Below are 23,953 nucleotides of genomic sequence, written 5' to 3' on the forward strand. Positions count from 1 at the left end.
CATGGAGTTCCGGCAGTCGAACAAGCTGAGCGAGGTCTGTTACGAGATCCGCGGTCCGGTGATCGAGCACGCCGACGCGCTGGAGGCGGCGGGTCACAGCGTCCTGCGCCTGAACACCGGCAACCCCGCCCTCTTCAGCTTCGAGGCGCCGGAGGAGATCCTCCAGGACATGATCCGGATGCTCCCGCAGGCGCACGGCTACACGGACTCGCGCGGCATCCTGTCGGCCCGTCGCGCGGTGGCGGGGCGCTACCAGACCCTGGGCCTGGAGGTCGGCGTCGACGACGTCTTCCTCGGCAACGGCATCTCCGAGCTGATCTCGATGGCCGTACAGGCGCTGGTCGAGGACGGCGACGAAATCCTCATCCCCGCCCCCGACTTCCCGCTGTGGACGGCCGTCACCACCCTCGCCGGCGGCAAGGCCGTCCACTACCTCTGCGACGAACAGGCCGACTGGTACCCGGACCTGGACGACATGGCGTCGAAGATCACGGACCGCACCAAGGCCGTGGTCATCATCAACCCCAACAACCCCACCGGCGCGGTCTACCCGAAGGAGATCCTCGAAGGCATCCTCGACCTCGCCCGGCGTCACGGCCTGATGGTCTTCGCCGACGAGATCTACGACCAGATCCTGTACGACGACGCCGTGCACCACTCGGTCGCCGCGCTCGCCCCCGACCTGGTCGTCCTGACCTTCTGCGGCCTGTCCAAGACCTATCGGGTGGCCGGCTTCCGGTCGGGCTGGCTGGTGGTCACCGGCCCCAAGCAGCACGCCAGGAACTACCTGGAGGGCCTGACCATGCTGGCCTCCATGCGGTTGTGCGCCAACGCGCCCGCGCAGTACGCCATCCAGGCGGCGCTCGGCGGCCGCCAGTCCATCCACGAACTGACCGCGCCCGGCGGCCGTCTGCACGAGCAGCGCACGGTGGCCTGGGAGAAGCTCAACGAGATCCCCGGCGTGTCCTGCGTGAAGCCGAAGGGCTCGCTGTACGCGTTCCCCCGCCTCGACCCCAAGGTCCACAAGATCCACGACGACGAGAAGTTCGTCCTGGACCTGCTGCTGCGGGAGAAGATCCAGGTCGTCCAGGGCACCGGCTTCAACTGGCCCACCCCCGACCACTTCCGCATCCTCACCCTCCCGCACGCCGACGACCTGGAGGCGGCGATCGGGCGCATCGGCCGGTTCCTCGGCGGCTACCGGCAGTAGGCGAGGATCCGGCGGCATGCCGGGCGACGGCGGCCGGCCGCCGCCCGGCATGCGGGGGCCCGGGTCCTGTGTCACGGTGCTGGAAGGCACGGCAGGAAGGGGCACGCGCGCGTGGGTGACCTGCTTCTCGTGCGGCACGGCGAGACCGAGTGGTCGCGCTCGGGCCGGCACACCGGATCGACGGACGTGCCGCTCACCGGGCACGGCCGCGACGAGGCACGCGCGCTGGCGCCCCTGATCCGGGCCCACCGGGTCGCCGCGGCGTTCGCGAGCCCCGCCGCGCGGGCCCGCGAGACGGCGGAACTGGCCGGCCTGCACGGGGTGCGCGTCGACGCCGGCCTGCGCGAGTGGGACTACGGCGGCTACGAGGGCGTCACCACGGCCGAGATCCGGCGGACACGGCCGGACTGGTTCCTCTTCACCGACGGGGTCGCCCCCGGCCCGCCCGGCCGCCCCGGGGAGACGCCCGAACAGGTCGGCGAACGGGCCGACCGGGTGCTCGCCCGGATCGACGCGGCGCCCACCGGCCCCGGGGAGTGCGTGGTGCTGGTGGCCCACGGCCACTTCCTGCGCGTGCTCACCGCGCGCCGGCTGGGACTGCCCGCGTCGGCCGGCGCGCTGTTCCTGCTGGAGACGGGAACGCTGTGCCGGCTCGGCACCGAACACGGGCGGCCGGTGATCGCCGCCTGGAATGTCGGACCCGGGCCGTAGCCTTCGAGGAGGTCCCCGCCGGGGACAGCACTCGCAGGGAGCACACCGTGACCCGACCGCCGACCGCCGCCCAGCGGCGGATGATCGAGGCCGCCGACGCGGTCACCGGGCGGCTGCGGGGTACGGCGCCGCAACTGACGGCGCTGGTGCGGCAGGGCCTCGCCTTCCGGCACCCGCGCCCGCCGCACGACCACTTCCTCACCCCGGCGGGACACCGGGTCCGCGAGACCCTGCGCGCGCCCGGGGCGCCGGCGGCCGGGGCGGGAGCGGACGAGGCGGAGGCCCCGGCCCGAGCCCGCCCGGAGCCGGCGCCGGCGGACACCGGCGTGTTCGCGGCGCGCGTCGGCGGCGAGGCGGACGGCGGGGCGTCCGGACCCGCCCGGGCCCGCGAGGTGCACAGCGCCTGGCAGGGGCTGCTCGAACTGCGCCGGATGACCAACCCGGACGGCGGCACCGGCCGGCCGTGCGGCTGGGAACGCGCCCACCTGGTGCGGGCCGCGGCCCTCGCCCTGGAGGCCGCCGGCCACCTTCCCGCCGGGCCGTCGGGCCGTGACGGGTACCGGGTGCGCGACACCCCGCAGCCCGAGGCCGTCGCCGTGCACGCGCCGGACGACGCGACACTGCGGGCCTGCTCGGCGACCCTGGAGGGGGCGGGCTGGCAGACCGGCGAGCACACCGACCCCCGCTCGCGGACCCGCTATCTGCTCGCTTCCCCCCGCCGGGTGTGAGGGACATGCCAAGATCGACGGGCGGATCACCGGCGGGCACCGGCCCCCGGGACCGACCCGCGGGACAACCGCGGGACCGACCTCGGCACCGACCAGGGAACCGACCCAGAGAAGGGGACACCGTGAGCGAGCCGTTCTCCGTCCGGATCACCGTGCGCGGGTACGAGACCGACGTCCAGGGGCACCTCAACCAGAGCGTGTACATCAACTACGCGGAACACGCCCGCTGGTCACTGCTCCAGGCGGCGGGCATCAGCCAGGCGGGCCTGGCCGCCAGGGGCGTGGGCCCGGTCGCCCTGGAGACGACCATCCGCTACCGGCGCGAACTCCTGGCCGGGGACGAGGTCGACGTGACCTGCGTCTTCGAGTGGGGCGGCGGCAGGACCTTCCGGATCGAGCAGACCATCACCAAGACCGACGGCACGGTGTCCGCCCAGCTCAGCGCGGTCGGAGGGCTGCTGGACCTGAAGACCCGCAGGATGGTCGCCGACCCGCAGGACCACTTCAAGGAACTGGCCTCGGATCCGGGCCTGTTCGGGCTCTGACCCGCCGCCCGGCCCGTCTTCGGGCGAATTCGGATGCGCTCGGGTGTGCGGGCCTGCGATGCTCCGGTCCCATGTCCGCACGCCGTGTGAAACCCAGCCTCTACATCTCCGTCGACATCGAGGCCGACGGCCCGATCCCCGGGCCGTACTCCCTGCTGAGCCTGGGAGCGGCGGTCGCCGGGCGGCACGACGCCGGGGGTTTCACCGCGGCCGACCCGGCACGCCGCACCTTCTACCGTGAACTGAGGCCGATCAGCGACGACTTCGTCCCCGAGGCACTCGCCGTGAGCGGGCTGGACCGCGAGCGTCTGGCCGTCGAGGGACTGCCACCGGAGCAGGCGCTGACCCAGTTCACCCGGTGGGTGCGCGAGGTGAGCGAGGACGCCCAGCCGGTGATGTGCGGCTACCCGGCCTCGTACGACTGGACGTTCCTGTACTGGTACCTGGTGCGCTTCACCGGCGCGAGCCCCTTCGGGCACTCCGGCTGCCTGGACATGAAGACGCTGTACGCCGCCAGGGCGGGGGTGCCGCTGCGGTCGGTGGCGAAGCGGACGATGCCGGCGCGGCTGCTGCCCCGGCGCCCGCACACGCATCACGCGCTCGACGACGCCGTCGAGCAGGCCGAGTTGCTCGCGAACCTCATGGCGTGGCCGGGGCCCGGACCGGCCCGGTGAGGTCCTCGCCCGTCTCCATCGGGTGGGTGACGTCCGTCGTGTCCCGGCCGCGGCCGGTGTGGTGGAAAACCAGGTTGAGCAGGACGGCGGCCAGACATCCCGTGGAGATGCCCGAGTCGAGGACGATCCTCGCCGTCTCCGGGAAGGCGTGGTAGAAGTCCGGCGTGGTGATGGGGATGATGCCCACTGCCAGGGCGACGGCCACGATCAGGACGTTGTCGTCCTTCTCCAGGCCGGCCCGGACGAGGGTCTGGATACCGCTGGCGGCGACGGAGCCGAACAGGACCACACCGGCGCCGCCGAGGACCGGGCGGGGCACGACGGCGATGAGCGAGGCGGCCGCCGGGCACAGGCCCATCAGCACGAGGAAGGCGCCGCCGGTGGCGACGACGTAGCGGCTGCGGACCCGGGTCATCGCCACCAGACCGATGTTCTGGGCGAACGCGCTGCACATGAAGCCGTTGAAGACGGGGCTGAGGGCCGAGCCCAGGGTGTCGGCGCGCAGGCCCGCCGCGATGGTCCGCTCGTCCGCCGGGCGTTCGACGATCTCGCCCAACGCCAGCATGTCGGCGGTCGATTCGGTCATCGAGACCACCATCACCACGCACATCGACACGATCGCCGCGAGCCGGAACTGCGGCGCGCCGAAGTGGAAGGGGGCGGGGAAGCCGACGACGTCCGCGTCCGCCACCGGCCCGAAGTCCGTGACGCCGAGGGGGATCGCGACGAGCGTGCCCGCCAGGAGGCCGAGCAGCACGGCGATCTGTTTGACGAAGCCGCCGGTGAACCGGCGCAGGAGCAGCACGATCAGCAGGGTCGCGGCCGCCAGGCCCAGGTTCGTCGTCGAACCGTGGTCGTGCGCGGCGGGGTCGGGGCCCTGGGCCCAGCCGAAGGCGACGGGCAGCAGGGAGACGCCGATGAGGGTGATCACCGTTCCCGTGACGACCGGCGGGAAGAAGCGGACCGCCTTGCAGAAGACGGGCGCGGCGAGGAAGCCCAGGAGGCCGGCGACGATCACCGCGCCGTAGATGACCGGCAGGGCGTCCCTCTTGTCGTCGGTGGAGGCCACGATCGCCGTCATGGGGGCGACCCCGGCGAAGGTGACACCGTTGACGAACGGCAGACGGGCACCGATCTTCCACACGCCGAGCGTCTGGAGGAAGGTGGCGAGACCGGCCGTGAACAGACACGCGCCGGTGAGGAAGGTGAGTTCGGCGCCGGTCAGGCCCACGGCCGCGCCGACGATCAGGGGCGGGGCGACGACCCCGGCGTACATGGCGGCCACGTGCTGGAGACCGCTGGTGGCCATGCGCAGGGCGGGGAGCTTCTGGTCTACGGGGTGTTCGGCGGGGTGCGGGGACACGGCGGCTCTCCTCCGGTCGGGTACACGTCGGCTCTGACGCGGGTGTCAGGGAGGTGGTGCGGCGGTCGTGCGGGTCACGGGAGACGCGAGGGGGCGGCGGGGAACCGTTCCGGGGCGCGCGCGTCCACGCGCACCCCGGGCACGGCCCACCACGGACCCCGCTCGGAGGTCCGTGGCTCCCGGTCGAGGGCCGTCCCCCTCGACCGGAGTTCGGTGTCCGCCCGCGGGGAACCGGGCCGCGGGGGCCGGGTTCCCCGCGGGCCGGGGGGTTCAGCCCTGGGCGGCGATCCGCGCGAGGCGGCGGGCCTCCTCGCGCGTCGTGCGGGCGATCTCCTCCTCGTCGGCGTGCAGCAGCCTTCCGGAGTCGACGATCTGACGGCCGTTCACGAAGGAGGCCGTGACGGGGGCGGCCGCGCCGAAGACCAGGGCGGTCACCGGGTCGGCGATGGAGGCGTGGGCGAGGGTGTCGAGCTTCCACAGCACCAGGTCGGCCAGCTTGCCCGGCTCCAGGGAGCCGATCTGGCCGGCGCGTCCCAGGACCCGGGCGCCGCCGAAGGTGCCCAGCCGCAGCGCCTGACGGGCGTTGAGGGCGGCCTCGCGACGAGCTCCGAGACGGTTGATGAGCAGGGCGTTGCGCAGCTCGGTGTGGAGTTCGCCGGACTCGTTGGACGCCGTGCCGTCGACGCCGAGGCCGACGGGGACACCGGCGGCGAGCATGTCGGGGACGCGGGCGATGCCGGCGGCCAGCCGGGCGTTGGACGACGGGCAGTGGGCGACACCCGTACCGGTCCGGGCGAAGGCGTCGATGTCGGAGTCGTTCATGTGGACGCAGTGCGCCATCCACACGTCCTCGCCGAGCCAGCCGGTGGACTCGAAGTAGTCGGTCGGGCCCATCCCGAACAGCTCGTGGCAGAACTTCTCCTCCTCGACCGTCTCGGAACCGTGGGTATGCAGCCTCACCCCGAGCCGGCGGGCCAACTCGGCTCCCTGGCGCATCAGTTCGGTGGAGACGGAGAAGGGTGAACAGGGGGCGACGGCGATCTGGGTCATCGCGTCGAAGGAGGTGTCGTGGTGCCGGCGGACGGTCTCCTCGGTGGCGGCGAGGGCGCCCTCCAGGCTCTCGACGGCGAAGTCCGGGGGCAGGCCGCCGTCCTTCTCGCCGCGGTCCATGGAGCCGCGGGCGAGGGTGAAGCGGACCCCCATGTCCCGGGCGGCGCCGATGATCGCGCCGGACAGGTCGCCGGAGCCCCGGGGGAAGACGTAGTGGTGGTCCATGGCGGTGGTGACGCCGCCGCGGGCCATCATGGCGAGGGAGCCCTGGGCGGCCGCGCGGACCATCTGCTCGTCGATGCGCGCCCAGGTGGGGTAGAGGGCGACGAGCCAGTCGAAGAGGTTGTGGTCGGTGGCCAGGCCCCGGGTGATCCACTGGTAGAAGTGGTGGTGGGTGTTGACCAGGCCGGGGGTGACCAGGTGCCCGGTGGCGTCGATGCGGCGTTCGACGTCCTGGAGGCCCTCGGGGGCCGGGCCCGCGCCGAGCGACTCGATCCGGTTGCCCGCGAGGACGACGTGTCCGCTCGCGTACTCGGTGTCCTGGGCGTCGACGGTCGCGATCGCACAGTTCTCGATGACGGTGCGCCGGTCTGCTGCCATGGTCTTCGTCCTTTTCACTCGGCGGACTCTTCAGGAGAGGGCACGGCAGGACCCCGGGAGCTTTGAGTGCCGTGGCCGGCCGGGCGCGGGCCCGCGGGCCACGGGTGCCGATAGGAGGGAAATGTGGAGGGGGACGGCGGGGCGGCGGGCTCAGAGGTTGGTGAGGTCCGCCGGGATCCTCGCCTCGCTGCCGTCCCGCAGCACGGTGGCCTCGATCAGGCCGTAGGGGCGGTCGGCGGCGAGGTACACGGCGCCGTCCGCGGTGTCGTTCTTCAGCCCGAACGGCTTCAGGTCGACCAGGAAGTGGTGCTTGTTGGGGAGCGAGAACCGCACCTCGTCGATCTCGGCGCGGTGGTCGATGATCCGCGCGCCCATGGCGTACAGGGTCTGCTGGAGCGAGAGGGAGTACGTCTGCGCGAAGGCCAGCAGCATGTGCCGCTTGACCTCGGCGTACGACTCCTCCCAGTCGGGGGCCTGCCCGGTGTCGTCGGACCAGTTGTAGCGCCAGCGGCTGGAGACGTCGGTGGCCAGGATGCGGTCGTGCGCCTCGGGCAGGGTCGTGTACCTGTCCTTGACGTAGCCCCAGAACTCGGAGTTCGTCGAGTTCATGACGGTCAGGTCCTTGAGCCCGGAGACGACCTCCCACGACGAGCCGTCGTAGGTGATCTGCGCCAGACGCGTCTCCTGCCCCCGGCGGACGAAGGAGTGCTCGTCCTCGCCCGGCGTCTCGATCCGGTCCCAGGAGTACTCCTCGATCCGGATGCGCGCGGTCCTGATCGGCTCCTGCGAGGTCACGAAGTGACGGGCGAGGTGGATGCCGAACTGTTCGGCGGACTCGATGCCGTACTCCTTGGCGAACGCGTACACCGTGTTCTTGGTGGTGTCGGTCGGCAGGACGTTGGCGTTCGAGCCGCAGTAGTGGACCTCGTCCATGTCGCCGCTCAGCGACACGGACACGTTGAGGTCCTTGATGTGGTGGGTGGCACCGTCCCGCGTGATCTTCACGACCCGGTTCTCGGCCTTGCCGTACTGGTTCTGTCCCAGGACCACGGGGCGGGCCGGGTGGGAGGAGGCGGGGCGGGCCGGCTGGGCATTGGCGGTCATGAGCTAGCTCCCTCGGTAAACGGAGTAGCCGAACGGGTTGAGCAGCAGCGGTACGTGGTAGTGCTCGCCGGGCCTGACGGCGAAGGTGATCGTCACCTCCGGGAAGAACACGTCCGCACGCCCGCTGTCCCGATGCGCGGGGGCGTCCTGCTGCCTCTCGGCCTGCTGGTTCTCGCGGCGCTCGAAATACGCCTCCACGGCGAAGTCGAGCCGTACATGGGTGGTCCCCTCCGGCAGCGCCGGCAGGTCCTTGCACCGGCCGTCCGCGTCGGTGACGGAGCCGCCGAGCGCCTGCCAGTCCCCTCCCGGCCCGTCGTGGGCGCCGGGGCCCGGGCGGGCGGCGAGGCGGACGGCGACGCCCTCGGCGGGCCGGCCGACGGAGGTGTCCAGGATGTGGGTGGACACCGATGCGGTGGTGCTGGTGCTCATGGGGTGTCTCGGTCCTCTTCGACGAGTCGGGCCAGGCGGATCCGGTTGATCTTTCCCAGTTCGACGCGGACGATCTCCCGCTCCCGCTCCGGCGCGTTGCCGATGCGTTCCCCGACCGCGTCGCGCATCTGCTCGCCGGTACGGCCGGTGGCGCAGATCAGGAAGACGTGGCCGAACCGCTCCTGGTAGGCGAGGTTCAGTTCGAGCAGCTCGGCCCTGAGCTCCTCGGACGCGCCGTCCATGCCCCGCTGTTCGCGGGCCGAGGCCGGGTCGCCCGGCTTCGGGCGGCCGATCGGCGGGTGGGCGGCCATCGCCTCCGCCAGGTCGGCGGCGGTCAGGGCGGCCGTGGCCGCGTCGCTCGCGGCGTACAGGTCGGCCGGGGTGGCGCAGGGGCGGGCCGCGAGCACCCGGGCGGCCCACGCCGGGGAGGCGCACACCTCGTGGAGCGCGGCACGGGCCGCCGACTCCTCGAGGCCGTTGAACCGGGCCAGGCCCGGCGGTGGGGAAGTCGTCGTCACGGGAGCCTCCGTGGCCGCGGACGGCCTTCGTGCTTGAGCGGACTGCGGTCAGCTAACGCCTCCGCACGACACCGCGTCAACACTTTGTTGAAAATTCCGGGTTACGAAACCCCGGCGGCCCCGTCGGGACGCGTGCGCACCGCACGCGCGCCGCTCAGGCCTCTTTCTCCCGGTTGAGATAGTTGTAGACCGTGAAGCGGCTCACGCCGAGCGCGCTCGCGACGGTCTCCACGCCGTGACGTACGGAGAAGGCACCGCGCGCCTCGAGCATCCGCACCACCTCCTGCTTGGCCTTGCGGTCCAGATCGGCGAGCGGCCTGCCCTTGCGGCGCTCCATGGCGGCCAGGATGTGGTCGAGGGAGTCGGCGAGCTGCGGCAGCCGTACGGCCACGGCGTCGGCGCCGTCCCAGGCGAGCACGACGTCGTCGACACCCGCCTCGTCGGGCGGGATCATCTCGCCGCCCATCGCGTCGACCAGCGGCTTCACGGCCGCGATGAAGGCCTCGTCACCCGCGGTGCTCACACGCCCTCCCCGACGACGTCGCCGCCCGCGTCCCGGCCCGCGTCCCCGAGGACGTTGACCTGGAGCGTGATCCGGGTGGCGCCCGCGCCCAGGGACTCGCGCAGGAGGGCGTCCACCGCGCCGAGCACCGTGTCGGCGGCCCCCTCCACGGTGTTGCCGAACGGCCCGACGTCCACCGCGTCCAGGTCGGCGCGCTCGATCACCGCCCGGGCCACCAGGGCGTGCGCGGGCGCCTCGTCGAGATCGAAGGGCTCGGTGGTGAACTCCACTTTCAGTCGCATCGCGCCCCACACCTCTCTGCACCGGACCGGACCGTCGGCGCCCGGACCCCGACCCTAACGGACCGGGCGCAGGACCACCGGGGACTCGGGATTACCCCCGGCCGGGCTTCCTTCCTCCGCTTCCCTACTCCCCCGCCCCCTCTTGACAAGCCGTCCGGGCGAGCGGCAATCTTCCAATAGGCAGAAACCAACTTCCACAATACGGAAAACATCGCACGCATCGACACGGAAGGGAGCGCGGAACGCCATGGGCTTCGAGGACCAGCGCTTCAGCGTGAACCTGTCGATCCTCTTCACCGAACTCCCGCTCCTGGAGCGCCCCGCGGCCGCCGCCGCGGCCGGCTTCACCGCGGTCGAGCTCTGGTGGCCCTGGGTCGACTCCCCCACTCCCGAGCGCACCGGGCTCGACGCGCTGAGGAAGGCGATCGAGGACGCGGGCGTCCGGCTCACGGGCCTCAACTTCTACGCCGGACAGCTGCCCGGCCCCGACCGCGGCGCGCTGTCGCTGCCCGGCCGCGAGTCCGAGCGGTTCCGCGCCAACGTCGACGTGGCCGCGGAGTTCGCCGGCTCCCTCGGCTGCGGGGCGCTCAACGCGCTGTACGGCAACCGCGTCGACGGTGTGGACCCGGCCGAGCAGGACGCGCTCGCCCTGGAGAACCTGGTGCGGGCCGCCCGCTCGGCGGACCGGATCGGCGCGGTCCTCCTCGTCGAGGCCCTGAACCGGCCCGAGTCGCCCCGCTACCCCCTGGTGAGCGCCGACGTGGCGGTCGGCGTCGTCGACCGGGTCAACGAGGCGACGGGCCTCGGCAACGCGAAGTTCCTGATGGACCTGTACCACCTGTCCATGAACGGCGAGGACCTGCCGTCGGTGATCGAGCGGTACACCCCGAGGACCGGCCATGTGCAGATCGCCGACACCCCGGGACGCGGGGCGCCGGGCACCGGCTCGCTGCCCCTGGCGGACCTGCTCGGCCTGCTGAGGAAGGCCGGATACGACGGCCTGGTCGGCCTGGAGTACAAGCCGGGCGACCGTCCGAGCGCCGAGTCCTTCGACTGGCTGCCCCGCTGATCCCCCCGTACCGAGAGGCACTCCCGATGAGCAACGCACTTCCCAGGATCGCCTGGATCGGCCTCGGCATCATGGGCTCGCCCATGTCCGAGAACCTCGTCAAGGCCGGGTACGACGTCACCGGCTTCACGCTGGAGCAGGACAAGCTGGACCGGCTGGCCGCCGCAGGGGGCAGCGCCGCGGGGTCCGTCGCGGAGGCGGTCCGCGACGCCGACGTCGTGATCACGATGGTTCCGGCCTCCCCGCAGGTCGAGGCCGTCGCCTACGGCCCCGACGGCATCCTGGAGAACGCGCGCTCCGGGGCGCTGCTGATCGACATGTCCTCGATCACCCCGCAGACCTCGGTCGACCTGGCACGGGCGGCGCGCGACAAGGGCGTCCGGGTGCTCGACGCCCCCGTGTCCGGCGGGGAGGCCGGCGCCGTGGAGGCCGTGCTCTCCATCATGGTCGGCGGCGAACAGGCCGACTTCGACGCGGCCCGGCCTCTCTTCGAGGTGCTCGGCAGGACGGTCGTGCTGTGCGGACCGCACGGGGCGGGCCAGACCGTGAAGGCCGCCAACCAGCTGATCGTCGCCGTCAACATCCAGGCGTGCGCCGAGGCCGTGGTCTTCCTGGAGAAGTCGGGTGTGGACCTGAAGGCGGCGCTGGACGTCCTGGGCGGCGGTCTCGCCGGCTCGACCGTGCTGGCCCGCAAGAAGGACAACTTCCTCACCCGCGACTTCCGGCCGGGCTTCCGCATCGACCTGCACCACAAGGACATGGGCATCGTCACGGACGCGGCCCGTACGGTCGGCGCGGCCCTGCCCGTGGGCGCGGTGGTCGCCCAGCTGGTGGCGAGCCTGCGCGCGCAGGGCGACGGCGGACTCGACCACTCGGCCCTGCTGCGCGCCGTCGAGCGTCTGTCCGGGGCGCGCCCCTGAGACTTCCGGGCGGCGCCGTCGCCGACATCTGTCCTGTCGCGCCCAGGCGGCGGCGCCGCCCGGAACCCCCTGCCTGAACCGAACCACCAGACCGCGCACCGCGCCTGACGACACGTCGGGCGCCGTGCGCGCAGCCCGCGGCCGAGCCGTGCGACCCGGATGAGCGGTGGTCGCCGGACCGGGCGCGGGCGGAGCGAGGACCGCGGCGGCGTGCGAGCCAGTGCGGTGGTGAAGGAACGCGGCCGCTTCCCGGCCTGAGGGAAGCCGCCCCGGCTCCGTCGCACACCCGCCGCGGTCCCCGCCCCTCCCCTTCCTCCCGCTCCACCTGACCACCTTCCCCGGGCCGCGAACACCCGGGCGACGCCCCCGCCGGCCGGACCGGCGGGGGCGTCGCACGTCGCGGACCGCCCCGCGGACGAAGTGCACACCGACCGCGACCCACCGCCCGGCGTGCAGCCGGGGCGGTCGGACCGGTGCGGGCCGGGGCCGAGGTCGACGCCAGGGGCCGGGGCCAGGCCCGACCGCCCTGCGGGCGAGGCGAACACCGGCCGCGGGCCCCACCCGGGGTCGGGCAGGGCCGGGGCGGTCGGGCCGAGGCCGGACCGGGCCCGGAACCGGGGCAGACCGGGCCAGGACAGGCCGGACCGGGGCGAGACAGGCCGGGGCGGACCGGGGCACGGCCAGGTCCGGCCGTGGCCGGTGGGCAGGGCCGGAGCCCGGGGCCGAGGTCGAGGTCGGGGCCAGGGGCCGGGGCCGGGACCCACGCCGGGGCCGGGGCCAGGACCGGGGGCAGCGAAAAAAGGGGCGGCCGTCCGGTGGACGGCCGCCCCTTCGGTGGTGCCGGGTTCGTCAGACCTTCAGCGTCCTGATCGACGTCGGAGCGTGCGCCGGTTCGGTGGCCAGCTCCTCGAACTCCACGACCTCGCCGATGTCGTTGGTGCCGCTCATCGAGATGTTGGTGACGCGCTCCAGGATCGCCTCCACCACCACCGGCACCCGGAACTCGGCGGCCAGCTTCCCGGCCTGTTCGAAGGCGGCCGCCAGGTCGGCCGGGTCCGTGACCCTGATGGCCTTGCAGCCGAGGCCCTCGGCGACCTTGACGTGGTCGACGCCGTACACGCCCAGTTCGGGCGAGTTGACGTTCTCGAACTCCAGGTTCACCTGGAAGTCGATGTCGAAGGCCCGCTGGGCCTGGCGGATCAGCCCGAGGTAGGAGTTGTTGACCAGGACATGGATGTAGGGGATCTTGTGCTGCGCGCCGACCGCCAGCTCCTCGATCATGAACTGGAAGTCGTAGTCCCCGGAGAGGGCGACGACCTGCGCCTGCGGATCGGCCTTCGCCACACCCAGCGCCGCCGGGATCGTCCAGCCGAGGGGCCCCGCCTGACCGCAGTTGATCCAGTGCCGGGGCCGGTAGACGTGCAGCATCTGGGCGCCCGCGATCTGCGAGAGACCGATGGTGGTGACGTACCGGGTCTGCGGGCTGAACGCCTTGTTCATCTCCTCGTAGACGCGCTGCGGCTTCATCGGGACGTCGTCGAAGTGCGTACGGCGCTGGAGGGTGGCCCTCCTCTCCTGTGCGGCGGCCCCCCACGCGGCACGGTCGGGCAGGCCGCCGGCCGCCTTCGTCTCCCGTGCCACCTCGACGAAGAGCGCCAGGGCCGCCTTCGCGTCCGAGGCGATCCCGTAGTCCGGCGCGAAGATCCTGCCGATCTGGGTGGGCTCGACGTCGACGTGGACGAAGGTGCGGCCCGCCGTGTAGACGTCGAGGCGGCCGGTGTGACGGTTGGCCCAGCGGTTGCCGATGCCGAGGACGAAGTCGGACTCCAGGAAGGTCGCGTTGCCGTAGCGGTGCGAGGTCTGGAGGCCGACCATGCCGGCGTTCAGCTCGTGGTCGTCGGGGATCGCGCCCCAGCCCATCAGGGTGGGGACGACCGGGGTGCCCGTCAGTTCGGCGAACTCCCGCAGCAGTGCGGTGGCGTCCGCGGTGATGACACCGCCGCCCGCGACGATCAGGGGCCGCCGCGACGCGTTGAGCATCGCGAGCGCCTTCTCGATCTGCGCGCGGGTCGCGACCGGCCGGTGGACGGGCAGCGGCTCGTACGTGTCGACATCGAACTCGATCTCCGTCTGCTGGACGTCGACCGGCAGGTCGACGAGGACGGGGCCGGGCCGGCCGGAACGCATGAGGTGGAACGCCTGCTGGAAGACGCCGGGGACCTGGGCCGCCTCCAGGACCGTGACCGCCATCTTCGTCACCGGCTTGGCGATGGAGGCGATGTCGACGGCCTGGAAGTCCTCCTTGTGGATCACGGCGGTCGGCGCCTGGCCCGTGATGCACAGGATCGGCACGGAGTCGCCGAGGGCCGAGTACAGCCCGGTGATCATGTCCGTGCCGGCCGGCCCGGAGGTGCCGACGCAGACGCCGATGTTGCCCGGCCGGGTGCGGGTGTAGCCCTCGGCCATGTGCGACGCGCCCTCGACATGGCGGGCCAGGGTGTGGTCGATGCCACCGGAGGCCCTCAGTGCCGCGTAGAAGGGGTTGATCGCCGCGCCGGGGACCCCGAACGCACTGGTGACGCCCTCGCGCTTGAGGATCTCGACTGCCGCGCGGGCAGCGGTCATACGAGCCATGGAGTACTCCTGCTTCGGCTGTCGGCTTCGCTCTCCCGTCGCGCCCCGCGGTGAGAACCGTGTCTTCGACTACACTTTCCGCATTGCGGAAAATATATTCTGCTATCTGGAATTAATGTAAGGGGGTGCCCAAAGGTCGTCAAGGGACGGACAGGCGGGGGGCGGAGGAGGACGATGGGGCCATGTCCGAGAGCGTGCCGGTGCGCTGTCCGGTCTGCCGGAGCGAGCGCCTCTACATCGCGCCGTCCTATCCGTGCGTGTGCGGTGCCCCCGTGACGCCCGTGCTCGACCGGCGGACGGCGCCGACGACCGTCGCACACCGGGCGTGGGACGACGAGTGGGTCGCCCTGCGCTGCCCCTCCTGCGGCCTGCGCCACCAGTGGCCGCGGCCGGAACTGGGCTGCGCGTGCGGCGCGGTGCTGCGGCTCCCGGTGACCGACCCGGTCCTCGGGCCCGCGAGCGGCCCGGGTCACGGCCCGACCGCGCCGGCGTCCGCGCAGCCCCCGCCGTCCGCTCCACTCACGTCACCACCGGGACCGGCACCGGGGCCGTCATCGGCGCCGACGCCCGCGCCGCCACGGCGGGCCTTCCGGCCCGTCGCCATCCGCACGGCGCGGGACGCGGTCACGGCCGCCGCGCTCTATCTGAACTGGCTCGGGCACGGGGACATCCGGCGGGCCGACCAGCGGCCCACCGCGGGCATCGGGCTCGCCGCCCGAGGGCTCGTGGCGCAGGTGGACCCGAGCGTCTCGCCGGCCTCGTCGCGGGACGTGGAGTGCCTCTGGCTGACGGCCATGACGGCGTCGGCCGACTGCGTCTACTTCTCGCTCGCCGGATACGACGACGACGCCCGCGCCCGCGCCGACCAGTTGCGCGTGCCGCTCTTCGTCCTCGACCTGACGGGCACCCCGCAGCCGGTGAACGCGACGGCCGGCGCCCTCGACGCGGGGGGCGTCTGAGGGCGCCGGCACGGACGCGGCGCGACGGGTGCCTCCTACCGGGCGTGCTGCTCCCGCAGTTCGACCTTGCGCACCTTCCCCGAGACGGTCATCGGGAAGGCGTCCATGATCCGCAGCCTGCTCGGGATCTTGTAGTGCGCCAGCCGGCCCTCGCAGTACGCCCGCAGTTCCTCCAGCGTCGGGGGGTGCGCCGCGTCGCCCGGGATCACACAGGCGAGGACCTCCTCGCCGTACTTCTCGTGCGGGACGCCGACGACCTGCACGTCCCGGATCCCGGGGTGGCCGTAGAGGAACTCCTCGATCTCGCGCGGGTAGACGTTCTCCCCGCCCCGGATGATCATGTCCTTGATGCGGCCGACGATCTCGACGTAGCCGTCCTCGCGCATCACCGCCAGGTCGCCGGTGTGCATCCAGCGTCCCGCGTCGATCACCTCGGCGGTCTTCCCGGGCTCGTCCCAGTAACCGAGCATCACGCTGTACCCGCGGGTGCACAGTTCTCCGGGGACACCGCGCGGCCGGGTCACGCCGTCCACCGGGTCCACGACCTTGACCTCGATGTGCGGCAGGACCCTGCCCACGGTGGCGGTGCGGTGCTCCAGGTCGTCCTCGCGGCGGGTCTGGGTGGAAACGGGCGAGGTCTCCGTCATGCCGTAACAGATGGACACCTCGGCCATGTTCATCTCGGAGACCACGCGCTTCATCACCTCGACCGGGCAGGGCGAGCCCGCCATGATGCCGGTGCGCAGACTGGAGAGGTCGTGGTCGGCGAAGTCGGGCAGGTTCAGCTCCGCGATGAACATGGTCGGCACCCCGTACAGGGAGGTGCACCGCTCGCGCTGGACCGCCTCCAGCGTGGCCCGCGGGTCGAAGGAGGGCGCGGGGACGACGATGCAGGCGCCGTGCGAGGTGGCCGCCAGGTTCCCCATCACCATGCCGAAACAGTGGTAGAAGGGCACCGGTACGCAGATCCTGTCCTGCTCGCTGTAGGCGAGCGACTCCCCCACGAAGTAACCGTTGTTGAGGATGTTGTGGTGGGAGAGGGTGGCTCCCTTGGGGAAGCCGGTCGTGCCGGAGGTGTACTGGATGTTGACGGGGTCGTCGCAGGACAGTTCGCTCCCGCGCGCCAGGAGTTCGTCGCGCGCACGGGACGTGCCGCGCCGCAGGAACGCCTCCCATCCCGGATCCCCGATGTAGACGGTCTCGCGCAGCCGCGGGCACGCGGGGCGCACCTCGTCGACCATCGCCCGGTAGTCGCTCGTGCGGTGGCTGAGCGAGGCGAACAGCAGCGAGACGCCCGCCTGTTCGAGGACGAACCCGACCTCGTGCGTGCGGTACGCCGGGTTGATGTTCACCATGACGGCACCGACGCGGGCGGTGGCGTACTGGACCAGGACCCACTCGGCGCAGTTGACGGCCCAGATGCCGACCCGGTCGCCCTTGCGCACGTCGCTCGCGAGCAGGGCGAGGGCCAGCCGGTCGACGTCCTCGACGAAGCGGCGGTACGTCCAGCGCCGTCCGGTCGGCGCGTCGACGAGGGCCTCGCGGTCGGGCCAGCGGGCGGCGGTGCGGTCCAGGTCGGCGCCGATGGTGTCGCCGAGCAGCGCGGTCGCGCTCGTCCCGTGCGCGTAGGAGGCCGCGCCCGGCGCCCGCGAGGCGTCCTCGTCCGGCGCGTGGGGCTCCCCGGTCACCGGAAGTCCTCCTCGCGGTACTCGGCCGCGGAGCCCGCCTCGGTCGCCTCGCGCAGTTCGATGCGGCGGATCTTCCCGCTCACCGTCTTGGGCAGCGGGGCGAACTCCAGGCGCCGGACGCGCTTGTAGGGGGCGAGCACCTCGCGGGAGTGCTCGAACAGCACCTTCGCGGTGTCGGGGCCCGGCTCCCAGCCCTCGGCGAGGACGACGTAGGCCTTGGGGACGGCGAGACGCAGCGGGTCGGGGGCGGGGACGACGGCCGCCTCGGCGACCGCCTCGTGCTCCAGCAGCGCGCTCTCCAGCTCGAAGGGGCTGATCTTGTAGTCGGAGGCCTTGAAGACGTCGTCGGCCCGTCCGACGTAGGTGAGGTAGCCGTTCTCGTCACGGCCGCCGATGTCGCCGGTGCGGTAGTAGCCGCCGGCCATCACCTCCGCCGTCCGCTCGGCGTCGCCGTGGTAGCCGGTCATCAGGCCGACCGGCCGGGCGGACAGGTCCAGCGCGATCTCGCCCTCCTGGACGCCCGGCGCGCCGGAGACCGGGTCGAGGAGCTCCACCCGGTAGCCGGGGCTCGGCCGGCCCATCGAGCCGGTCTTCAGCTCCTGTCCGGGGCTGTTGGCGATCTGCACGGCCGTCTCGGTCTGCCCGAACCCGTCCCGGACGGTGACCCCCCAGGCGCGGCGGACCTGCTCGACGACCTCGGGGTTGAGTGGCTCGCCCGCGGCCACCGCCTCGCGGGGCGGGGTGCGCAGCTGGGTGAGGTCGGCCTGGATCAGCATGCGCCAGACGGTGGGCGGCGCGCAGAACGTCGTCACGCCCGCGCGGTCCATCTCCGCCATCAGCCGGGCCGGGTCGAAGCGGGTGTAGTTGTGGATGAAGACCGTCGCCTCGGCGTTCCACGGGGCGAAGAGGTTGGACCAGGCGTGCTTGGCCCAGCCGGGCGAGGAGATGTTGAGGTGCACGTCGCCGGGCCCGAGCCCGATCCAGTACATCGTCGACAGATGCCCGACCGGGTAGGAGGTGTGGGTGTGCTCGACCAGCTTGGGCCGTGCGGTCGTGCCGGAGGTGAAGTACAGCATCAGCGGGTCGTCGGCGCGGGTGGGGCCGTCGGGCGTGAAGGCGGCCGGGGCGGCGTAGGCCTCCTCGAACGGCTGCCACCCCTCGGGCGCACCTCCGACCGCGACGCGCCGGTAGTCGCCGGGGACCGCGTCGAACTTGCCGGTGTCCTCGCTCCTGACGAGGACGTGCCGGATCCGGCCGCGCTCCACACGGTCGGTCAGGTCGGCCGGGCCGAGCAGCGGGGTGGCCGGGACGACGACGGCGCGCAGCTTCATCGCGGCGAGCGCGGTCTCCCAGAGCTCCACCTGGTTGCCGAGCATGACGAGGATCCGGTCCCCGGCGGCGACCCCGCGCCCGCGCAGCCAGCCGGCCACCCGGTCGGAGCGTTGCGACAGTTCGGCGAAGGTGAGCCGGGTCTCGGAGCCGTCCTCCTCCACGATGTGCAGGGCGGTGCGCCCGTTGCCCTCGGCGATGACGTCGAACCAGTCGAGCGCCCAGTTGAAGTGTTCGGGGCGGGGCCACTCGAAGCGCTCGTAGGCGGTGGTGTAGTCCTCGCGGTGTTCCAGCAGGAAGTCGCGGGCTCTGCGGAATTCCTCCGTCGCCGACGTCATCCGTCCTCCTCGCTTGCTCGGTCGTACGCCGCCGGGGCGCTCGCGGTCCCCGCGGCGGACTCCCGTGGTGCCGGACCATTGCCGGGCGGCTCTCTGCCATCGTGTAATCCGTGATGCAGGTCTCACTACCCCCGGACGGGGGTGTGCGGCACCAAGCCGCGCGGAAAGGGCGAGAACGTGGCGGCAGACGCGGCCGGAACGATGGAGATCCGCGGTGCGCTGGCGCGGCTGCGGCGCACGACGGGGCTGCCGGTCGCCTTCGGCGGCCTGGTGGAGCCGGGGCGGCAGCGGATGCGGATCAGTGAGTTCAGCGGTGCGGCCGGGCTCGCGCTGCGCGGCCTCGCGGTGACCTCGGGAAACGGGCTCGGCGGCAAGGCGGTCGCGCTGGCCCGGCCGTGCGCCGTGACGGACTACTCCCTCTCCCGGCAGATCAGCCACGAGTACGACGCGGCGGTCGCCGAGGAGGGGCTGCGCTCGGTGCTGGCGATCCCGGTGGTCGTCCGGCGCCGGGTGCGCGGGGTGCTGTACGGCGCCCTGCGGACGGCCCAGCCGCTGGGCGACCGGACGCTGACCGCGGCCGTCCAGGCGGCGCGGGACGTGGAGCAGGCGCTGGTGGTCGGGGACGAGGCGCGCGAGCTGCTGTCGGCGGCCCGGCCGCCGGACGCCGGGCCGGGCGCCGGCGCGGGTGCCGACCGGGAGCGGGTGCGCGAGGCGCACACGGCGCTGCGCGCGCTGGCCCCGCGGATCGCCGATCCGGTGCTGCGCGCCGAACTCCTCGCGGTGTGCGGACTGCTGACGCCGAGGGGATCGCGGGAGCGGACGGAGCGGCCTGCCGCCCTCGCGCCGCGGGAGCTGGACGTGCTGGCGTGCGTGGCGGCGGGCGCGACGAACGCGGCGGCCGCCGAGCGGCTGGGGCTGCGCCCGGAGACGGTGAAGGGCTATCTGCGCTCGGCGATGCGCAGACTGGGCGCGACGACCCGGGGAGAGGCGGTGGTCGCGGCCCGCAGGGCGGGTCTGCTGCCCTGACGGGCGGGTCCGCCGCCCCCGCCGCGGGGCGTGCGGCACCGCCCGTGGGGCGGGCGGCGCACGGTGCCGGGGACCGAACACATCAAGCCAGGGAGGCTCCTCACGACAAGTGACCATTCACTCATCGCCGCCATGAATTTCCCTATGCGTCCGGTTGTTATATGGCTCACCACACCGCGCCTCCGAATTTCAAAGAGACGTTGCCTAGAATTTGGCCCGGACACGACACTCGGAGGGGAGCGGTGACCGTGCGACGGGACTTCAAGGAGCCTGCCAGATGCCGCCCCGACCTGGTCATCGGCAGGGACGAGCTGTTCACGGCCGCCCAGGACCAGCTGGCGCGCGGCGGCAGTGTGCTGCTGCACGGCCCGGCCGGAATAGGAAAGTCGACCGTACTGCGGGCATTGGCCGCGGATTACGGCGACGCGGCGCACACCGTCCTGCGCTGCTCGGCGACCGAGTCCGAATCGCACCTCCCCTTCCTGGCCCTGGCGGACCTCTTCGGCCTCGTCCTGGGCGAGATCTCGGACAAGCTTCCCGCCGCCCAGCGCACGGCCCTGGAGTCGGCGCTCACCGGCCGCGGAGAATCGACTCTGCAACGGGACGGACTCGCCCTCCGCCTGGCCGTACTGTCGGCCCTGCGCGCCCTGGCCGCCGAGGGCCCCGTCCTGCTCGTCGCCGACGACCTCCAGTGGCTCGACTCGGCCAGCGCCGAACTCCTCGGCTTCGCGGCCCGCCGCCTCGGCGACACCCCGGTACAGCTGCTGTGCGCGGTGCGGACCGAGGACCAGGAGTACGACCGGCATCTACGCGCGTCCCCGCCCGACACCCTGGCCGTACGGCTCAACCCCCTCTCCCGCGCCCAGGTCTCCGCGCTGCTCGACCACCGCGGCTACACCGACCTGCCCCGCTCGACGATGCGGGAGATCCACCGCACCAGCGGCGGCAACCCGCTCTTCGCCCTGGAACTCGGCCGCGCCCTCGGCGAGAACCCGACGCCGCCGCGCCCCGGCGAGCCCCTTCCGGTGCCGACCTCGCTGCGCGCCCTGGTCCTCAGCCGGCTCGACATGCTGTCCGCCGAGGCGCGCCGCACCCTGCTCGTGGCCAGCGCGGGCGCCCGCCCCACCCTGGCCCTGCTGCACGCGGCCGGCCGCGAGAACGCCGAGGCCGAGACCGCGCAGGCGGCGGCGCTCGGGCTGCTCGCGACGGAACCCGAAGGGCCCGCCGTACGGTTCGCGCACCCGCTGATCTCGGCCGCCCTGTACGCCGAGGCGCCCGCGCAGGAGCGCCGGGCCGCGCACGCCGCACTGTCCACCGCCGCCTCCGACCCCATCGAGCGGGCCCGCAACCTCGCCCTGGCCACCACCGGCACCGACCCGGACGTGGCCGCCCGGCTCGCCGAGGCCGCGGCCCTCGCCCGGGACCGGGGCGCGCCCTCGGTCGCCGCCTCGCTCGGCCTGCTCGCCGCCCGGCACACCCCGCCGGACGGTCTGCCCGCCCCGGACGACCGGCGGCTCCAGGCCTCGGAGGACGCGATCACCGCCGGCGAGGTGGACCTCGCCCGGGACATCGCGCGCGAGGTGCTGACCCGGGCGACCGTGCCGGCGGACCGGATCCGGGCCTGGGAGGTGGTGATCGAGGCCGCCGGACAGTCCCTCGGCGAGGTGGACGCCGTCTTCCCGCAGGCCCTCGCGGACGCCGGCGACGACCCCCGGCTGCTCGCCCTGGTCCACTACCGGCTCGCCTGGCGCAAGCTGATCGTGGAGGGCGACTTCGCCGAGGCCCGTGAGGAGGCCGCGCACACCGCCGACCTCGCGGCCCGCGGCCAGGACCGGCGCACCGAGCTGATGGCGCTCTCCTTCCAGGCCTCGACCGAGACCCTGATGGGGCACCCGAACGCCCCGGCGACCATCAGACGGGCCCTGCGGGAACCCCAGGACCCCTACGTGGCCTGCCATCACAACGGCGTCGGGTCCGCGCGGTTCCGCTGGCTGCTGATGAGCGACCAGCTGCCCGAGGCCCGTACGACCATCACCGCGCTGCTGCGCGAGGTGCGCCGCCGCGGAATGGTCGAGAGCGAGGTGCACTTCCAGCGCTTCCTCGCCGAGACCGAGCTGCGCTCAGGACACTGCGGGCGCGCCCTCGACCTGGCCCGCGAGAGCCTGCGGCTGGCCCGGGACTCCGGCATCGGGCTGGGCGCCTCCGCCATGCTGACCTCCCTCGCCGAGGCCTCCGGCGGTGACGTGGACCGGGCGCTGGCCCTGGCCCGGGAGGCGGCCGAGCACGCCGAGGAGGACGGCGACCAGGTGTACCTCTCGCGCGCGCTGGCCGCGCTCGGCCACGCCCAGCTGGTGGCGGGCGACGCGGCGGGCGCCGTGGGCTCGCTGCGCCGGGTGCGGGAGCTGGAGACGGGGCTGGGCATCACCGACCCCGCCCGCGGCCGCTGGCAGGGCGACCTCGCCGAGGCGCTGGTCCGCGTCGGCGAGGCGGGTGAGGCGCAGGACGTCATCGACGTGACCCGCGAGCACGCGCTCCGGCTGAACCGGGAGAGTGTCCTCGCGGTGCTGGACCGGGCGGAGGCGCTGGTGCGCGCGGCGCTCGGCGACCACGAGGCGGCCGTCTCCCGGCTGACGTCCGTCCAGGACCGGCTGGCCAAGCTGGGATACGGCCTGGAGGAGGCGCGGGCGGCGTTCGCGCTGGCCCGGCTGCGCACCGGGCGGCCGGGACCGACCTCGTACGACGAGGCGGCGCGGCTGTTCCGGCGGTGCCGGGCGCTGCCCTGGCTGCGCCAGGTGGAGACGGCGGCGGCACAGGCGCCGGAGACGTCCGTCGCCGCCCGGCAGAGCGCTCCCGCGTCGGACGCGCTGGAGGGGCTCGCCTCGATGGAGCGTCAGGTGGCCGCGCTCGTCATGGAAGGGGCGACCAACCGGGAGATCGCCGCCCGGCTGTTCATCAGCGTCAAGACGGTGGAGGCGACCCTGACCCGGGTCTACCGCAAGCTCGGGATCCGTTCCCGGGTGGACATCGTCCGGCTGGCGGCGGGGCGCCACGCGAAGTGAGCGGTCCGCGGGTTAACTGCCCCTCAGGGGCTCACTGACCCTCAGTGGGTTCCGCGCCCGCGCGGCGGGTTCCCTGAGCGCCCCCTCGGCGGCGCCCGTGGGTTCCCTGGGGCGACCGAGGGTTTTCCCTGCCCCAACTCCCCTAGGGGGTTCCCTCATTGGGGTGAGCGGGTGCCACGTCCTAGCTTAAGGGACGTGCCGCTCGCCCGGGCACACGGGGGTCGGTCCCGCGACCCCCGTGCACTCCCCCCACACCCGTGCGACCCCCCACCGGCCACACCACCGAGGAGATCGATGTTCGGGATCGACCCCTTCAAGAGAACCGCCGCCGTCCTCGTGGCCACGGCCGCGGCGGCGGCGACCGCACTGCTCGGCGCCCCCACCGCCGTCGCAGCCCCCCAGCCGATCGTCGGCGGCACCACGACGACGACCACGGCGTACCCGTTCATGATGCAGATCACGGACGCCTCGCAGAACCAGTTCTGCGGCGGCACCCTCGTCTCGGCGACCAAGGTGGTCACGGCCGCCCACTGCATGGTCGGCGAGACCACGAGCAGCGTGCGCGTCGTCGGCGGACGCACCTACCTGAACGGCACCAACGGCACCGTCAGCCGGGTGAGCAAGATCTGGATCAACCCGGACTACACGGACGCCACCAACGGCGACGACGTGGCCGTGCTGACCCTGTCGACGTCGATGCCGTACACCACGGCCTCGTACGTCACCTCGTCCCAGACCGGCGTGTACGCGGCGGGCACCACCGCCCGCATCATCGGCTGGGGCACCACCTCGGAGAACGGCAGTTCCTCCAACCAGCTGCGGACCGCGACCGTCCCGATCGTGTCCGACTCCAGTTGCAGGAGTTCCTACGGTTCCGACTTCGTCGCGACCGACATGGTTTGCGCCGGATACACATCCGGCGGCGTAGACACCTGCCAGGGCGACAGCGGCGGTCCCCTGCTCATCGGGGGCGTCCTGGCAGGGATCACTTCTTGGGGCGAGGGCTGCGCGGAGGCCGGTTACCCGGGTGTCTACACCCGGCTGACCACCTTCTCCGGCCTGGTGGCCACGCAGGTCAATTCCTGACGGTCGACCGCGTGACAGCCCCCGAGAACTCCTGAGCACCCCTCAGGGAAAGACCGGGGGGCGCTGCGAGCCTCCACGAGCGGCCCGCAGCGCCCCCTATCCAAGCCCT

The 23,953-nt window shown here is 73.0% G+C and carries 21 protein-coding genes; 11 read left to right on the forward strand and 10 right to left on the reverse strand.

What is annotated here, in order from left to right; translation table 11 throughout:
- The first annotated feature begins 1 nt into the window (after nucleotide 1).
- From Saso_RS30885 to Saso_RS30905, 5 genes are all read left to right on the forward strand, one after another.
- Nucleotides 2-1,210: a pyridoxal phosphate-dependent aminotransferase gene (locus Saso_RS30885; RefSeq protein ID WP_189923258.1), complete on the forward strand. Its 1,209-nt coding sequence runs from the start codon at nucleotides 2-4 to the stop codon at nucleotides 1,208-1,210.
- A gap of 111 nt (nucleotides 1,211-1,321) precedes the next feature.
- Nucleotides 1,322-1,921 (forward strand): histidine phosphatase family protein, encoded by a 600-nt coding sequence (locus Saso_RS30890; protein ID WP_189923256.1) that lies wholly within the window; start codon nucleotides 1,322-1,324, stop codon nucleotides 1,919-1,921.
- Nucleotides 1,922-1,968: 47 nt separating this feature from the next.
- Entirely contained in the window at nucleotides 1,969-2,649 is a 681-nt protein-coding gene (locus Saso_RS30895; protein ID WP_189923254.1) for a hypothetical protein, read from the forward strand.
- A 122-nt stretch (nucleotides 2,650-2,771) separates the two neighbouring features.
- On the forward strand, nucleotides 2,772-3,194 hold the full coding sequence (locus Saso_RS30900; RefSeq protein WP_189923252.1) for an acyl-CoA thioesterase: 423 nt from the start codon (nucleotides 2,772-2,774) through the stop codon (nucleotides 3,192-3,194).
- 71 nt (nucleotides 3,195-3,265) lie between these two features.
- Entirely contained in the window at nucleotides 3,266-3,868 is a 603-nt protein-coding gene (locus Saso_RS30905) for a 3'-5' exonuclease (protein ID WP_189923250.1), read from the forward strand.
- Here Saso_RS30905 and Saso_RS30910 read toward each other — a convergent pair.
- From Saso_RS30910 to Saso_RS30940, 7 genes are all read right to left on the reverse strand, one after another.
- The gene (locus Saso_RS30910; RefSeq protein WP_189923399.1) at nucleotides 3,834-5,177 is read right to left on the reverse strand and encodes a nucleobase:cation symporter-2 family protein; all 1,344 of its coding nucleotides are present in this window, start codon (nucleotides 5,175-5,177) and stop codon (nucleotides 3,834-3,836) included. The two genes, Saso_RS30905 and Saso_RS30910, sit on opposite strands and share 35 nt — an antisense overlap.
- 324 nt (nucleotides 5,178-5,501) lie before the next feature.
- On the reverse strand, nucleotides 5,502-6,881 hold the full coding sequence (locus Saso_RS30915; protein WP_189923248.1) for an 8-oxoguanine deaminase: 1,380 nt from the start codon (nucleotides 6,879-6,881) through the stop codon (nucleotides 5,502-5,504).
- A 150-nt stretch (nucleotides 6,882-7,031) separates the two neighbouring features.
- Nucleotides 7,032-7,985: a factor-independent urate hydroxylase gene (gene pucL / locus Saso_RS30920; RefSeq protein WP_189923246.1), complete on the reverse strand. Its 954-nt coding sequence runs from the start codon at nucleotides 7,983-7,985 to the stop codon at nucleotides 7,032-7,034.
- Between the two features lie 3 nt (nucleotides 7,986-7,988).
- Complete coding sequence (uraH, locus tag Saso_RS30925) at nucleotides 7,989-8,414, reverse strand: hydroxyisourate hydrolase (RefSeq protein ID WP_189923244.1); 426 nt, start codon at nucleotides 8,412-8,414, stop codon at nucleotides 7,989-7,991.
- Entirely contained in the window at nucleotides 8,411-8,932 is a 522-nt protein-coding gene (gene uraD / locus Saso_RS30930; RefSeq protein ID WP_189923243.1) for a 2-oxo-4-hydroxy-4-carboxy-5-ureidoimidazoline decarboxylase, read from the reverse strand. Before uraD ends, uraH begins: the two co-directional genes overlap by 4 nt.
- Before the next feature lie 154 nt (nucleotides 8,933-9,086).
- Nucleotides 9,087-9,455, reverse strand: a complete 369-nt coding sequence (locus tag Saso_RS30935; RefSeq protein WP_189923241.1) for a helix-turn-helix domain-containing protein — start codon at nucleotides 9,453-9,455, stop codon at nucleotides 9,087-9,089.
- Entirely contained in the window at nucleotides 9,452-9,736 is a 285-nt protein-coding gene (locus Saso_RS30940; RefSeq protein ID WP_189923239.1) for a YkoF family thiamine-binding protein, read from the reverse strand. Before Saso_RS30940 ends, Saso_RS30935 begins: the two co-directional genes overlap by 4 nt.
- Before the next feature lie 247 nt (nucleotides 9,737-9,983).
- Between Saso_RS30940 and Saso_RS30945 the strand changes: the two genes are divergently transcribed.
- Nucleotides 9,984-10,805: a TIM barrel protein gene (locus Saso_RS30945; RefSeq protein WP_189923237.1), complete on the forward strand. Its 822-nt coding sequence runs from the start codon at nucleotides 9,984-9,986 to the stop codon at nucleotides 10,803-10,805.
- A gap of 26 nt (nucleotides 10,806-10,831) precedes the next feature.
- Nucleotides 10,832-11,725: a 2-hydroxy-3-oxopropionate reductase gene (locus Saso_RS30950; RefSeq protein WP_189923235.1), complete on the forward strand. Its 894-nt coding sequence runs from the start codon at nucleotides 10,832-10,834 to the stop codon at nucleotides 11,723-11,725.
- An 849-nt stretch (nucleotides 11,726-12,574) separates the two neighbouring features.
- Here the strand turns inward: Saso_RS30950 and gcl are convergent.
- Nucleotides 12,575-14,359: a glyoxylate carboligase gene (gene gcl, locus Saso_RS30955; RefSeq protein WP_189923233.1), complete on the reverse strand. Its 1,785-nt coding sequence runs from the start codon at nucleotides 14,357-14,359 to the stop codon at nucleotides 12,575-12,577.
- A gap of 182 nt (nucleotides 14,360-14,541) precedes the next feature.
- On the opposite strand from gcl, the gene Saso_RS30960 reads away from it, so the two are divergent.
- Nucleotides 14,542-15,318 carry a hypothetical protein gene (locus Saso_RS30960; protein ID WP_189923232.1) on the forward strand — a complete coding sequence of 259 codons (777 nt, stop codon included), beginning with the start codon at nucleotides 14,542-14,544 and terminating at the stop codon, nucleotides 15,316-15,318.
- Between the two features lie 35 nt (nucleotides 15,319-15,353).
- Here Saso_RS30960 and Saso_RS30965 read toward each other — a convergent pair whose 3' ends face one another.
- Nucleotides 15,354-17,006 (reverse strand): AMP-binding protein, encoded by a 1,653-nt coding sequence (locus Saso_RS30965; RefSeq protein ID WP_189923230.1) that lies wholly within the window; start codon nucleotides 17,004-17,006, stop codon nucleotides 15,354-15,356.
- Nucleotides 17,003-18,673: an AMP-binding protein gene (locus tag Saso_RS30970; RefSeq protein WP_189923228.1), complete on the reverse strand. Its 1,671-nt coding sequence runs from the start codon at nucleotides 18,671-18,673 to the stop codon at nucleotides 17,003-17,005. Before Saso_RS30970 ends, Saso_RS30965 begins: the two co-directional genes overlap by 4 nt.
- Nucleotides 18,674-18,850: 177 nt before the next feature.
- On the opposite strand from Saso_RS30970, the gene Saso_RS30975 reads away from it, so the two are divergent.
- The 3 genes from Saso_RS30975 to Saso_RS30985 all read left to right on the forward strand — a co-directional run bounded on the left by Saso_RS30975 (nucleotide 18,851) and on the right by Saso_RS30985 (nucleotide 23,844).
- The gene (locus Saso_RS30975) at nucleotides 18,851-19,699 is read left to right on the forward strand and encodes a helix-turn-helix transcriptional regulator (RefSeq protein WP_189923226.1); all 849 of its coding nucleotides are present in this window, start codon (nucleotides 18,851-18,853) and stop codon (nucleotides 19,697-19,699) included.
- Nucleotides 19,700-19,941: 242 nt separating this feature from the next.
- Complete coding sequence (locus Saso_RS30980) at nucleotides 19,942-22,758, forward strand: ATP-binding protein (protein WP_189923224.1); 2,817 nt, start codon at nucleotides 19,942-19,944, stop codon at nucleotides 22,756-22,758.
- Nucleotides 22,759-23,052: 294 nt separating this feature from the next.
- Nucleotides 23,053-23,844, forward strand: coding sequence for a S1 family peptidase (locus Saso_RS30985; protein ID WP_189923223.1), 792 nt, complete (start codon nucleotides 23,053-23,055; stop codon nucleotides 23,842-23,844).
- Nucleotides 23,845-23,953 lie beyond the last annotated feature (109 nt).

Origin of the sequence: Streptomyces asoensis (genome assembly GCF_016860545.1) — a bacterium.
GTDB classification, from domain to species: Bacteria; Actinomycetota; Actinomycetes; order Streptomycetales; family Streptomycetaceae; genus Streptomyces; species Streptomyces asoensis.

Bases quoted from the DNA above. Each gene is read 5' to 3' on its own strand.
- Saso_RS30885 (WP_189923258.1), top strand. From the start codon at position 2: ATGGAGTTCCGGCAGTCGAACAAGCTGAGCGAGGTCTGTTACGAGATC.
- Saso_RS30905 (WP_189923250.1), top strand. From the start codon at position 3,266: ATGTCCGCACGCCGTGTGAAACCCAGCCTCTACATCTCCGTCGACATC.
- Saso_RS30910 (WP_189923399.1), bottom strand. From the start codon at position 5,177: ATGGCCACCAGCGGTCTCCAGCACGTGGCCGCCATGTACGCCGGGGTC.
- Saso_RS30915 (WP_189923248.1), bottom strand. From the start codon at position 6,881: ATGGCAGCAGACCGGCGCACCGTCATCGAGAACTGTGCGATCGCGACC.
- pucL (WP_189923246.1), bottom strand. From the start codon at position 7,985: ATGACCGCCAATGCCCAGCCGGCCCGCCCCGCCTCCTCCCACCCGGCC.
- uraH (WP_189923244.1), bottom strand. From the start codon at position 8,414: ATGAGCACCAGCACCACCGCATCGGTGTCCACCCACATCCTGGACACC.
- Saso_RS30940 (WP_189923239.1), bottom strand. From the start codon at position 9,736: ATGCGACTGAAAGTGGAGTTCACCACCGAGCCCTTCGATCTCGACGAG.
- Saso_RS30945 (WP_189923237.1), top strand. From the start codon at position 9,984: ATGGGCTTCGAGGACCAGCGCTTCAGCGTGAACCTGTCGATCCTCTTC.
- Saso_RS30950 (WP_189923235.1), top strand. From the start codon at position 10,832: ATGAGCAACGCACTTCCCAGGATCGCCTGGATCGGCCTCGGCATCATG.
- gcl (WP_189923233.1), bottom strand. From the start codon at position 14,359: ATGGCTCGTATGACCGCTGCCCGCGCGGCAGTCGAGATCCTCAAGCGC.
- Saso_RS30960 (WP_189923232.1), top strand. From the start codon at position 14,542: ATGTCCGAGAGCGTGCCGGTGCGCTGTCCGGTCTGCCGGAGCGAGCGC.
- Saso_RS30970 (WP_189923228.1), bottom strand. From the start codon at position 18,673: ATGACGTCGGCGACGGAGGAATTCCGCAGAGCCCGCGACTTCCTGCTG.
- Saso_RS30985 (WP_189923223.1), top strand. From the start codon at position 23,053: ATGTTCGGGATCGACCCCTTCAAGAGAACCGCCGCCGTCCTCGTGGCC.